Source organism: Mycobacterium sp. E2989, assembly GCF_001667595.1.
Classification (GTDB): Bacteria; Actinomycetota; Actinomycetes; order Mycobacteriales; family Mycobacteriaceae; genus Mycobacterium.
This window is the reverse complement of the sequence record NZ_LZJX01000075.1, coordinates 20,313-32,620: the sequence shown is the minus strand read 5'-3', so window position 1 is coordinate 32,620 and position 12,308 is coordinate 20,313. Positions and strand designations below refer to the sequence as shown.

Genomic DNA, 12,308 nt, shown 5'->3' with positions numbered 1-12,308 from the left:
TGGACGGCGAGCTCACGCAGGCTGAACACGCGCAGTCGGCTCGCCGCCGCACCGATCCTCACGCAGGGACCGCCGGTACGTCGGACCCGACCCGCCCGTCCTGCAACGTGATCACCCGGTCGGTCGAAGCGGCGGCGTCCGAATTGTGGGTCACCATCACCACCAGCCGGCCCCGGCCGTCCTCGTGCGCCACCTCGGCGAGCAGCGCAAGGATCGAGGCGCCCGTCGCCGAGTCCAGGTTGCCGGTGGGCTCGTCGGCGAGGATCAGCGGCGGATCCATCATCAACGCGCGCGCCACCGCGACCCGCTGCATCTGACCACCGGACAGTTCCGCCGGCCGGTGCTCGGTCCGGTCGCCCAGCCCGACGCGGTCCAGCAACCGCACCGCGTCCGCTTTGGCGCGGCCCAGCCGGACGCCGTCGAGCAGCTTCGGCACCGCCACGTTCTCCCAGGCCGAAAGCGTCGGCAGCAGGTTGAAGAACTGGAAGATGAAACCCACCCGGTGGTGGCGGAACGCCGACTGCTGCTCGTCGCCCAGGCGCCCGATCTCCTCGCCGTCGAAGGTGATCGAGCCGGAATCGGGGCTGTCCAGCGCGCCGAGCAGGTGCAGCAACGTGCTTTTGCCCGCCCCGGAGGGGCCGACGACCGACACGAACTGACCGCCGTCGAGCCGCAGGCTGATCCCGTCGAGCGCGCGGACCGTCTGACCGCCGACGCGGTACTGGCGAACCACGTTGCGCAGTTCGATGGCCATTTAGACACCACGAGGGCCGCCGGCAAACGGTTCAACCCGCCGGGGTGAACCGATCGCGGGCCCGGCTCGTGTCTGAAGGCATGTTCGGCAAGTACCGGGTGGTCGACCACATCGTCGGGCACCTCGCCGCACTCGGGGTGGATCACGTCTTCGGTGTCGATGGCGCCAACATCGAGGACCTGTACGACGCGGCGCACTTCCGCCCCGAAGTCACCGCGGTGCTGGCCAAGCACGAGTTCTCGGCGGCCACCATGGCCGACGGCTACAGCCGCAGCGGCGCCGGGCTCGGCGTGGTGGCGGCGACCTCGGGTGGCGGAGCGCTGAACCTGATCGCCGGGCTGGGGGAGTCGTTCGCCAGCCGGGTCCCGGTGCTGGCCCTGGTCGGCCAGCCCGCCACCACGATGGACGGTCGGGGCAGCTTCCAGGACACCAGCGGCCGCAACGGTTCGCTGGACGCCCGCGCGTTGTTCTCGGCGGTGTCGGTGTCGTGCGAGCGGGTGCTCGCACCGGCCGACATCGTGTCCGCGTTGCCCCGGGCCGTCGCCGCCGCGCGCACGGGCGGCCCGGCGGTGTTGTTGCTGCCCAAGGACATTCAGCAGGCGGGCATCGCCGCCGACGGCCCCGACGGGCATGCGGGGAGCTTCGGCGCGCCGATCGGCAACCCGCATCCCATCGCGCAGGAACTGCGCCGCGCGACCGGTCAGGTGACGATCATCGCCGGCGAGCAGGTGGCCCGCGACGACGCGCGGGCCGAGCTCGAGCAGCTGCGCGCGGTGCTGCGCGCGCGGGTGGCCACCGTGCCCGACGCCAAGGACGTCGCCGGCACGCCGGGCTTCGGGTCGTCGTCGGCGCTCGGGGTGACCGGCGTGATGGGCCACCCGAGCGTGGCCGAAGCGGTGGCCGCCAGCTCCGTGTGCCTGATCGTCGGCACCCGGCTCGCGGTCACCGCGCGCGGCGGCCTGGACGACGCGCTGGCGGCGGTGCGAACGGTGTCGATCGGGTCGGCGCGGCCGTACCCGAGCTGTGTCCACGTGCACACCGACGACCTACGCGGCTCGCTGCGCCTGCTGACCCAGGCCCTGCGCGGTCACGGCCGCCCGAACGGCCTGCGCGTGCCGGACGTGGTGCGCCGCACCGAGCTGACGCCGCCGGCCTGCCCCGGGCCGGGCGTGCGGTACCGCGACGCCATGGGGGTCCTGGACCGCGCCCTGCCCGACGGCGCCGACATCGTGGTCGACGCCGGCAACACCGGCGCCGCCGCCATCCACTACCTGCCCGCGCGGCGCGGCGGCCGGTTCGTGGCCGCGCTCGGCATGGGCGGCATGGGTTACAGCTTCGGCGCGGGTATCGGGATGGCGTTCGGGCGGGCCAACGGCGGCCGGCCCGGCGGCCGCACCGTCGTGATCGCCGGGGACGGCGCGTTCTTCATGCACGGCATGGAGGTGCACACGGCCGTGCAATACCGCCTTCCGGTGACGTTCGTCTTGTTCAACAACAACGCCCACGCCATGTGCGTGACCCGCGAGCAGCTGTTCTACCAGGACCGGTACAGCTACAACCGGTTCCGGCCGAGCGCGCTGGGTGCGGGCCTGGCGGCCATGTTCCCGGGGCTGACATCGGTCGACGTCAGCGAACCCGCCCAGTTCGCCGCGGCGCTTCGGGTGGCGCTGGACGTCGAGGGCCCGGCGGTGGTCAGCGTCGAGTGCGCCGCCGACGAAATTCCGCCGTTCGCTCCATTTCTCGCCGCGTTGCCGAGCAACGCGGCTCTCGCAGAACAGGTTTCGACCGCAAAGGAGAACCGGGACGATGTCGTTGCCAGCGCTTGAGGATATCCCCATCCCCCTCGACGGGGTGGTCCGCATCGAAACCAGTCCACGGGAGAAGGCGACCCCGATCATCATGGAGATGATGCGGTCGGTGTACCCGCACGACCAGGTCTTCGGCCAGTACTGCACGGTCAACGATTACGTCGATTGTCCGCCCGACGATCTGTACGAGTACATGGCCGACACCCGCAGCCTGGAGGAGTGGACCTACAGCCTGCGCGGTTTCACCCCCACCGACTCACCGGGCCTGTGGCTGGCCCACGACCGGCTCGGTTCGGAGACCGAGATCTACACGCGCACCGTCGCCAACCCCGAGGCGCGGACCGTCGATTACCACTGCGCGTGGGACCAGGGCAAGCACCTGTGGATGATCTACCTGATGCGCGTCGTCGACGCGCAGGTCGTGCTGGACAAGCCGGGATCGGTTGTGCTGTGGACCAATTGCCATCACCCGTTCTACGACCACAACCCCTATCCGGAGACCGCGCCGGCGCAACGCCCGGTGTGGGTCGGCGACTTCTGGGACATGTTCGGCGCCGGGCATGCGCTGGAACTGCAGAACCTGAAGGCGATCGCGGAATACCGGCACCGCAACGGCCTGCCGGTGACGCCGAAATGGATGGGGTGAGAAAACCATGAGCGTCAGCCTGATCGACGTTTCCACGTATCTGCCCGGCGAACCGATCGGCGCCGAGTACTACGCGCAGTTCGCCGAATCCGACGACCTGCGCGACAACGTCATGTTCCGCGCCCCGAAGTTTCGGCACCACGTCGCGCCCGACGAGAGCTCCATCGACATGATCGAACGCGCGGCGCAGGGCCTGATCGAGCGGCACGGCCACGACGTGGTCGAGGGTGCCGACGTGCTGATCACCCACACCCAGGTGCCGGACATGGCCTTCTACGGCCAGGGCGGCGGCATCGCACACCGGCTGGGCATGCGGCCGTCCTGGGTGCTGGACCTCAACAACGGCGGCTGCGCGGCATTCGTGTTGGCGCTCAACGTGGCTCGCAAGCTGCTGGAGTCCGGCAGCGGACACACCGCGCTGATCGCCATCGCGCAGAACGCGGCGGGCCAGTTCTTCGACCAGCCGACCATCCGGCGCAAGGCGCAGTCCGCGGTGCCCGGGGACGGCGCGGCGGTGGGGCTGGTCACCCTCGGCGATCAGTCGCCGATCCTCGACGTCGAGTGCCGCACCTACGGCGAGTACGCCGGTGAGATGACGCTGTCGTACGACCCGCCCCGCAAGTGGTGGCAGGCCGGGTCCGGCGAGGGCAGCATCGGCTTCACCGAAAGCAAGATCACCAAGGTGTTGGCCCGCGGCAACCGGCAGGTTCCCGAGGTGGCGCTGGCGGTCTGCGACCGAATCGGCCTGCCCGCCAAGGACATCGATTTGCTGGTCACCAACCAGCCGAATCGGGTGTTCCTGCGCAACTGGCGCGAGGCGCTCGAGCTGCCCGAGTCGAGACACCGCGACACGTTCGACGAGTGTGGCAACCTGTTCGGCGCGGGGATCCCGATCAACTTCGACCGCGCGATCACCGACGGTCAGGTCCGGGCCGGCGACGTCGTGATGATGGCCGCCTTCGCGCACGCCGGCGATTTCGCCGGTGCGGCGGCGGTGCGCTGGGGCGGGCGAGGCTGATGCAGCCCGCACCGGTCCCGTGGGACGGTGACCTCCGCGACGCGCTCCCGGAGGCGATGGATCCTTTCGCCTTGTCGCTGAACGAGAATCCGTTCCCCCCGCTGCCCGAGGTCCGCTCGGCGCTGATGCGTTCCGTGCAGACGGCGCACCGCTATCCGGAGTTCCTGCCCGAGCGGCTGCGCGCGCTGATCGCCGACCACATCGGGGTGCCCGCCGACGCGGTGGTGCCGGGCGCGGGCGCGACGGGCGTCGCGTTGCAGGCCCTGCAGTCGCTGACCGTTGCGGGCGACACGATGGTGATGTCGACGCCGACGTTCGACGGATACCCGATCCTGGCGCGGATGGCGCGGCTGACGACGCGGACGGTACCCCTGGACGAGCACGGCCACAACGACCTCGACGGGCTGGCCCGCGCCGCCGCCGATGCCCGGGTGGTGGTGCTGTGCCGCCCGCACAACCCCACCGGCACGCTGGAGTCCGCCGACGCCGTCGCGGCGTTCTTGCGCCGCGTGCCCCGCGACACCGTCGTGCTGCTCGACGAGGCGTACATCGAGTTCACCGCGCCCGAGCACCGCATCGCCGTGTCGGCGTTGATCACTCGGTTCCCGAATGTGGTGGTGGTGCGGACCTTCTCCAAGGCCTACGGCCTGGCGGGGCTGCGGATCGGTTACGGGGTGGCGTCGCCGGAGCTGGCCCGGGCGCTGTGGTCAGATCAGCTGCCGTTCGGCGCCGCGATCACCAGCCTGGTCGCGGTCGCCGCGTCGTACGCGGCGGAAGACCAACTGCTGCAGCGGGTCCGGCTGATCAACGCCGAACGCTGCTACTTGCGCATGCGCATGAGTGCGCTGGGGATCTACACCACCGACGCGCACGCGAACTTCATGTACCTGCCCCCGAGGGGTGGGCCGTGGCATGAGGTTTTCGCCGGCGGCGGCCCACGGGTGCGGTGCTACCCGGACGGCGGCGCGCGGATCACCGTGGGCAACAGGGCGTCGACCATGGCGGTGCTGTCCGCGCTGGGGAAAGGCCACGCTCGCGCGCCAAGTGCGGTATGAAGGGGCGTGGCTGCCTCCAACAAGCGTGACCCGATCGACGCGGCACGCGCCAACTGGGAACGCTCCGGTTGGGCCGACGTGGCGCAGGGCATGGTCGCGGTGACGTCGGTGATGCGCGCGCACCAGATCCTGCTGGCCCGCGTCGAGACGGCGTTGCGCCCTTACGACTTGAGCTTCTCCCGCTATGAGCTGCTGCGGCTGCTGGCGTTCAGCCGGACCGGCGCGCTGCCGATCACCAAGGCCTCCGACCGCTTACAGGTGCACGTCACCAGCGTGACCCACGCGATCCGCCGGCTGGAGGCCGACGGGCTGGTGAAGCGGGTGCCGCACCCCACCGACGGGCGCACCACGCTGGTGCAGATCACCGACCTGGGTCGTTCGACGGTCGAGGACGCCACGGTGACGCTCAACGAGCAGGTGTTCGCCGACATCGGGATGTCGGAAAGCGAAGCGCGGGCGCTGGTTTCATCGATCGAGACGCTGCGCCGCGACGCGGGCGACTTCTGAGGGGCACGCTCTGGTCTCTCCGCCGAACGTGAACCGACGGCGGCTTTTCGTGCGATTTTCCGCCGTGAGTTCACGCTCGGCGCGCTGAGTTTCAGCCTTCGCGCAGCATCTCGATGACCGCGCTGAAGTCCTTGTCGGCGTGGTCCGCCGCGAACTCGGCGTAGATCTCGGCGGCGTGGCGGCCCAGCGGCGCAGAGGAGCCCGTCGAGCTCACGGCGTCCATGGCCAGGCCCAGGTCCTTGTTCATCAGCGCGGTCGCGAAACCCGGCTTGAAGTCGTTGTTGGCCGGCGAGGTCGGCACCGGACCGGGCACCGGGCAGTTGGTGTGCACGGCCCAGCAGTTGCCGGTCGCGCCGGTGATGACGTCAAACAAAGACTGCGCGGACAGCCCGAGCTTCTCGGCCAGGACGAACGCCTCGCCGATTGCGATCTGCTGCACCGCCAGCACCATGTTGTTGCACACCTTGGCGGCCTGCCCGGCGCCGGCGGCGCCGCAGTGAATCACCTTGCCCGCCATGGGTTCCAGCACCGGCCGGGCGCGCTCCAGGGCCTCCGCATCGCCGCCCACCATGAACGCCAGCGTGCCGGCGACCGCGCCCTTCACCCCGCCGGAGACGGGCGCGTCCAGCTGCGCCATGCCGTGCCCGGTGGCCAGCGCGTGCACCTCGCGGGCGTCGTTGACCGAGATCGTCGAGCTGTCGATGAACAGCGCGCCCGCCCGCGCGGCGGGCAGCACCTCGGCGTAGCAGCGCTTGACGATGTCGCCGCTGGGCAGCATGGTGATCACCACGTCGGCGTCGGCCACCTCGTCGACGGCGGTGTCGAATCCGGTGACGCCGGTCTCGACCGCCGCGGACAACGCCGCCGGAACGGGGTCGTACCCGCGCACCGCATGCTTGACCGCGACCAGGTTCGTCGCCATCGGGCCGCCCATGTGGCCCAGGCCCAGGAAGGCCACCGTCAGGTGCTCGGTCATCTGACCGCCTTTCTACGCGCTCGCGCGCACTCGCGAGGCCTCGGCGCGGCCGATGACCACCCGCATGATCTCGTTGGTCCCTTCCAGGATGCGGTGCACCCGCAGATCGCGAACGATCTTCTCGAGACCGTACTCGCGCAGGTAGCCGTAGCCGCCGTGCAGCTGCAGGGCCTTGTCGGCCACCTCGAAGCAGGTGTCGGTGACGTAGCGCTTGGCCATCGCGCACAGCTCGACCTTGTCCGGATCGTCGTTGTCCAGCGCATCCGCGGCCCGCCACAACATCATTCGCGACGTCTGAAGCCCGGTGGCCATGTCGGCCAGGGTGAACCGGACGGTGGGCTCGTCGAGCAGGGACTTGCCGAACGCCGCGCGTTCACGCACGTAGGCGCCCGCCTTGTCGAAGGCGGATTGCGCGCCGCCCAGCGAGCACGCCGCGATGTTGAGCCGGCCGCCGTTGAGGCCGTTCATCGCGATGCCGAAGCCGGCGCCCTCGCCGTCGGCGCCGCCCAGCATGGCCTCGGCCGGCACCCGCACCCCCTCGAGGATCACCTGCGCGGTCGGCTGGGCGTGCCAGCCCATCTTCTCCTCGAGCGCGCCGAAACTCAGCCCCTTGGCGCCCTTTTCGATGACGAAGGCCGAGATGCCGCGCGGGCCGTCACCGCCCGTCCTGGCCATCACCACGTAGACGTCCGATGCCCCGGCGCCGGAGATGAACTGCTTGACGCCGTCGAGGACGTAGTCGCCGCCCTCGCGGACGGCGCGGGTGCTCAACGCGCTGGCATCCGACCCGGCGCCCGGCTCGGTGAGGCAGTAGCTGGCGATGGCGTCCATCGCGGCCAGCCGCGGCACCCAGGCCTTGCGCTGTTCGGCGGTGCCGAAGCTGTCGATCATCCACGCGCACATGTTGTGGATGGACAGGAAGGCGGCGGTGACCGGGTCGGCGATGGCCAGCTGCTCGAAGATGCGGACGCCGTCGAGCCGGCGCAGCCCGCTGCCGCCGACGTCCTCGCGGCAATAGATGGCGGCCATGCCGAGCTCGGCGGACTCGCGCAGCACGTCGGTCGGAAAGTGCTTGGTCGCGTCCCAATCCAGCGCGTGCGGGGCGATTCGTTTGGCGGCGAACGCGGCAGCCGTCTCGGTGATGACCCGCTCGTCGTCGTTCAGGGTGAACATGGCGCCTAATCCATTGTCGGGATCACGAATTCGGCGCCGTCCTTGATGCCGGACGGCCACCGCGACGTGACGGTCTTGACCTTGGTGTAGAACTGGATCGACGCCGGGCCGTGCTGGTTGAGGTCGCCGAAACCGGAGCGCTTCCAGCCGCCGAAGGTGTGGTAGGCCACCGGAACCGGGATCGGGACGTTCACGCCGACCATGCCCACCTGCACCCGGGACACGAAGTCGCGGGCGGCGTCGCCGTCGCGGGTGAACACCGCCACGCCGTTGCCGTACTCGTGCTCCGACGGCAGTCGCAGCGCCTCTTCGTAATCGTGGGCGCGCACGATGCACAGCACCGGGCCGAAGATCTCGTCGGTGTAGATCGACATGTCGGGGGTGACGTGGTCGAAAAGCGTTGGGCCGATGAAGAATCCACCCTCGAGGCTGGCGTCCCCGTACGCGAGGTCGTCACTGGACCGCTCGCGGCCGTCGATCACCAGCTCGGCGCCCGCCTCCACGCCCTGGCCGATGTAGTCGCGCACCCGCGCCAGCGCGGCATCGGTGACCAGCGGGCCGTAGTCGGCCTTCGGGTCCAGGCTGTGGCCGACGCGCAGGTTGTTGATCCGGTCGATCAGCCTGGCGCGCAGCCGGTTCGCGGTCTGCTCGCCGACCGGCACCGCCACGCTGATCGCCATGCAGCGTTCGCCGGCGCTGCCATAACCGGCGCCGATCAGCGCGTCGACGGCCTGGTCGAGGTCCGCGTCGGGCATCACGATCATGTGGTTCTTGGCGCCGCCGAAACACTGCGCGCGCTTGCCGGTCGCCGCAGCGGTCGAATAGATGTACTGGGCGATGTCGGAGCTGCCGACGAAACCCACCGCCTGGATGTTGCGGTGGTGCAGGATGGCGTCGACGGCCTCCTTGTCGCCGTGGACGACCTGGAAGACGCCGGGCGGCAGGCCGGCCTCCAGGAACAGCTCGGCCAGCCGCACCGGGACCGACGGGTCGCGCTCGCTGGGCTTGAGCACGAACGCGTTGCCACAGGCCAGCGCCGGTCCGGCCTTCCACAGCGGGATCATGGCCGGGAAGTTGAACGGGGTGATGCCCGCGACCACCCCCAGCGGCTGGCGCAGCGAGTAGACGTCGATCCCGGGACCCGCGCCTTCGGTGTACTCGCCCTTGAGCAGGTGCGGGATGCCGATGGCGAACTCGATGACCTCGATCCCGCGCTGGATGTCGCCGCGCGCGTCGGCCAGCGTCTTGCCGTGCTCGAGGGACAGCATTTCGGCGAGCTCGTCCATGTGGTCGTTGACCAGCTCGATGAAGCGCATCATCACGCGGGCGCGGCGCTGCGGATTCCATGCCGCCCAACCCTTTTGGGCCTCGACGGCCGAAGCCACCGCGGCGTCGACGTCGGCTTGGCCGGCCATCGGCACCTGCGCCTGCACCTCCCCGGTGCTGGGGTTGAAGACGTCGGCGGTGCGGGCGGACTGGCCGGGGGTGCGCTGCCCGTCGATGAAGTGGGGGATCTGTGTGGTCATGGTGTCCTCGGGTTCGTGCGCGCAGGAGAGGCGGATACTTGGATATCCTAGTAACTGCCGCCGGGCGTCGCAAGAACGGGTGGCCAGGGGGCGCGCGTAGCCTTCAGGCGTATGCACACCATCGAGGCGGATTACCTGGTGGTCGGCGCGGGCGCCATGGGCATGGCGTTCGTCGACACCCTGGTGACCGAGACGGACGCCCGCGTGGTGTTGGTCGACCGCCACCACCAGCCGGGCGGCCACTGGACCATGGCCTACCCCTTCGTCCGGCTGCACCAGCCCTCGGCGTTCTACGGCGTCAACTCGCTGCCGCTGGGCGGCGACTCGATCGACCAAATCGGCTGGAACCAAGGGCTTTACGAGCTGGCGACGGCCGGCGAGGTGTGCGCCTACTACGACCACGTGCTGCGCCAGCAGCTGCTGCCCAGCGGGCGGCTCAGCTACTTCCCGATGAGCGAATACCTCGGAGCCGGCCGCTTCACCACGCTCGCCGGTGCCGAGTACACGGTCGACGCGCGCCGCACCGTCGACGCCACCTACATGCGGGTGACGGTGCCCGCCATGCGCCCGCCGCCGTATGAGGTGGCCGACGGCGTCACCTGCGTGTCGCCCAACGAGCTGCCCAGGCTGGGCCCGCATCGGCGCTACGTGATCGTCGGGGCCGGCAAGACCGGCATCGACACCTGCCTGTGGCTGCTCGGCCAGGGCGTCGCGCCGGACCGGCTGACCTGGATCATGCCCCGCGACTCGTGGCTGCTGGACCGCGCCGCCATGCAGCCCGGGGCGTTGTTCGCCGACCAAATCAAGGCCAGCTTCATCGCGCAGCTGCGCGCCATCAGCGACGCCGTGTCGGTCGACGACCTGTTCTCGCGCCTCGAGGAATCCGGCGGCCTGTTGCGGCTAGATCCCGCGGTCCGGCCGACCATGTATCGCTGCGCCACCGTCACCCGGCTCGAGCTCGAGCAACTGCAGCGCATTCGCGACGTGGTGCGGATGGGCCACCTGCTGCGCGTCGAGGCGGACCGGATGGTGCTCGACGGCGGCGTCCTGGCCCGCGACGGACGCGCGCTGTACATCGACTGCACCGCCGACGGCGCCGAAAAGCGGCCCGCCACGCCCATTTTCGATGCCGGCCGGATCACGCTGCAAAGCGTGCGCGGATGCCAACAGATCTTCAGCGCCGCGCTGACCGCCCACGTCGAGGCCGCCTACGCCGACGACGAGGTGAAAAACGAGCTGTGCGTGCCGTTGCCGCATCCCGACACCGACACCGACTACCTGCGACTGGCGCAGGCCGACTACGCCAACCAGCTGCGCTGGCTCGACGACCCGGACTTGACCGCCTGGATGTCCGGGGCGCGCCTGGACCTGTTCGGCCACCTGATCGGCCACCTGCTGCCGCCTGCGTCGGCCAAGCCGCGGGTGCGTGAGCGCCTCCTGGGCATCGCCAAGTCGGTGTTCGCGGCGACCGCCAGCAAACTCGACGAACTGCTGAGTGAACAAACCTCACTGGCCGCACCGTGATTCCGGTGTAACCCGGCTCGATATTCATCGGGTGGAGGAGGCACGTGGCGGCACAAAGCGAACCCGTCAAACGGCCGCTGCGGGCGGTGCCCGACAGCGGATTTGACGCCGGCTATCCCGACTGGGAGGCCGTTTACACCGACAACGCGTCCTGGGTGTACCGCACGCTGTACGCCCGGGTGGGCAACCGGGCCGACGCCGAGGACCTCACCGCGGAGGTCTTCCTGGCCGCGCTGCGGCCGCTGCGGCTGACCGCGAGCGTCGGCGAGGTGCGTGCGTACCTGCGCGTCACCGCGCGCACGGTGTTGGCCGCGCATTGGCGGGAGACCCTGGGTCGGGAGATAACCTCGATCGACGACATCGAGCAACCACCGGACAGCGAGGAGGCGATCAGCACGGCGCCGCAGCGTGTCGCCCAGGTTCTGGACAACCTGCCGGACCGGTACCGGCAGATCCTGGAACTGCGCTTCCTGCAAGGTCATTCGATCAAGGACTCCGCCGCGCGCCTGGGCGTCAGCGTCGCCAACGCCAAGGTGCTCCAGCACCGCGCTCTGCGCCTGGCGGCGCAGGTCAACGATGGGGGCCCGTCATGAACGCGCGAGGACTGCGCCGGTACGTCGACGACCTGCTGCGGGGCCGGCGGCCCAGGCCGTTCGCCCCCGACGATTTCGAGGCGGCGCAGCTGCGCACGGCGATCGAATTGCGCGCGGCCGGGCGCCGCGGCGAGACCCCGCGCCCGGAATTCCTCGACGACCTGCATCGCCGCCTCGCCGAGCAGCTGTCCGACGCCCCGCCGGAAGCGGCGCGCACGCACAGCAGCACGCGCCGGCAGGTCATCGTCGGCACCTCGGCCGCCGCGGCCGCCGCGGTCACCGCGGTGTCCATCGACCGGGCCGTGCTCGCCGGCGAGCCCACCGCGGTCCCCGCCGCCGACAACGCGCCGCTCACGCCCAACGCCGGAACCTGGCAGCGGGTGGCGGCCAGCTCGCAGGTGCCCGACGGGGTCATGCACCCCTTCGACCTCGGGTCGGTCAGCGGGTTCGTCCGCCGCGTCGACGGCAAGCCGCAGGCCGTGTCCGGGGTGTGCACCCACCAGGGCTGCCGGCTCTGGTTCGACGCGCCCGACGACACGTTGCGCTGCCCCTGTCATTCGACATCCTTCGCTCCCAGCGGGCAGGTGCTCACCCATCAGCTACCGATCGCCCCAAAGCCGTTGCCCCCCTTGCTGGTCCGCGAGGTCGACGGCAACATCGAGGTGTTCGCGCCCGCCCGGCCCGACCAGCCCGCCTGAGCGGTGTAACCCGCCGCCCTATTCCTGGGC

11 protein-coding genes and 1 pseudogene are annotated in these 12,308 nt (G+C 70.4%); 8 read left to right on the top strand and 4 right to left on the bottom strand.

From position 1 onward, the window contains the following. Window positions 1-58 precede the first annotated feature (58 nt). Window positions 59-754 carry an ABC transporter ATP-binding protein gene (locus A5680_RS13625; RefSeq protein WP_055405228.1) on the bottom strand — a complete coding sequence of 232 codons (696 nt, stop codon included), beginning with the start codon at window positions 752-754 and terminating at the stop codon, window positions 59-61. Between the two features lie 80 nt (window positions 755-834). Here A5680_RS13625 and A5680_RS13620 point away from each other — a divergent pair, with 80 nt between their 5' ends. The 5 genes and pseudogenes from A5680_RS13620 (at window position 835) to A5680_RS13600 (ending at window position 5,788) form a co-directional block, all read left to right on the top strand. Beyond that, window positions 835-2,580, top strand: coding sequence for a thiamine pyrophosphate-binding protein (locus A5680_RS13620; RefSeq protein ID WP_055405227.1), 1,746 nt, complete (start codon window positions 835-837; stop codon window positions 2,578-2,580). After that, complete coding sequence (locus A5680_RS13615; RefSeq protein WP_067820103.1) at window positions 2,561-3,208, top strand: hypothetical protein; 648 nt, start codon at window positions 2,561-2,563, stop codon at window positions 3,206-3,208. Before A5680_RS13620 ends, A5680_RS13615 begins: the two co-directional genes overlap by 20 nt. A 7-nt stretch (window positions 3,209-3,215) precedes the next feature. Continuing rightward, window positions 3,216-4,226, top strand: coding sequence for a 3-oxoacyl-ACP synthase III family protein (locus tag A5680_RS13610; RefSeq protein WP_055405657.1), 1,011 nt, complete (start codon window positions 3,216-3,218; stop codon window positions 4,224-4,226). Continuing rightward, window positions 4,226-5,384 (top strand): annotated as a pseudogene (locus A5680_RS13605) (histidinol-phosphate transaminase). Before A5680_RS13610 ends, A5680_RS13605 begins: the two are co-directional and overlap by 1 nt. Beyond that, complete coding sequence (locus tag A5680_RS13600; protein ID WP_055405659.1) at window positions 5,288-5,788, top strand: MarR family transcriptional regulator; 501 nt, start codon at window positions 5,288-5,290, stop codon at window positions 5,786-5,788. The pseudogene A5680_RS13605 and the gene A5680_RS13600 overlap by 97 nt, the downstream one beginning before the upstream one ends. A 91-nt stretch (window positions 5,789-5,879) precedes the next feature. On the opposite strand, the gene mmsB is transcribed toward A5680_RS13600, so the two are convergent. From mmsB to A5680_RS13585, 3 genes are read right to left on the bottom strand one after another with little or no spacing between them, the layout of a single operon-like run. After that, window positions 5,880-6,764: a 3-hydroxyisobutyrate dehydrogenase gene (gene mmsB, locus A5680_RS13595; protein ID WP_067820097.1), complete on the bottom strand. Its 885-nt coding sequence runs from the start codon at window positions 6,762-6,764 to the stop codon at window positions 5,880-5,882. Between the two features lie 12 nt (window positions 6,765-6,776). Beyond that, window positions 6,777-7,937, bottom strand: a complete 1,161-nt coding sequence (locus A5680_RS13590; protein ID WP_055405467.1) for an isobutyryl-CoA dehydrogenase — start codon at window positions 7,935-7,937, stop codon at window positions 6,777-6,779. Window positions 7,938-7,942: 5 nt separating this feature from the next. Continuing rightward, entirely contained in the window at window positions 7,943-9,463 is a 1,521-nt protein-coding gene (locus A5680_RS13585) for a CoA-acylating methylmalonate-semialdehyde dehydrogenase (protein WP_067820094.1), read from the bottom strand. 111 nt (window positions 9,464-9,574) lie between these two features. On the opposite strand from A5680_RS13585, the gene A5680_RS13580 reads away from it, so the two are divergent. Genes A5680_RS13580 through A5680_RS13570 form a run of 3 tightly spaced genes read left to right on the top strand, consistent with a single transcriptional unit; the run spans window position 9,575 to window position 12,278 of the window. Continuing rightward, window positions 9,575-10,987, top strand: a complete 1,413-nt coding sequence (locus tag A5680_RS13580) for an FAD/NAD(P)-binding protein (RefSeq protein ID WP_067820092.1) — start codon at window positions 9,575-9,577, stop codon at window positions 10,985-10,987. Window positions 10,988-11,031: 44 nt separating this feature from the next. Further along, window positions 11,032-11,580: an RNA polymerase sigma factor gene (locus A5680_RS13575; protein ID WP_055405464.1), complete on the top strand. Its 549-nt coding sequence runs from the start codon at window positions 11,032-11,034 to the stop codon at window positions 11,578-11,580. After that, entirely contained in the window at window positions 11,577-12,278 is a 702-nt protein-coding gene (locus tag A5680_RS13570) for a Rieske (2Fe-2S) protein (protein WP_055405463.1), read from the top strand. The genes A5680_RS13575 and A5680_RS13570 overlap by 4 nt, the downstream gene beginning before the upstream one ends. Window positions 12,279-12,308 lie beyond the last annotated feature (30 nt).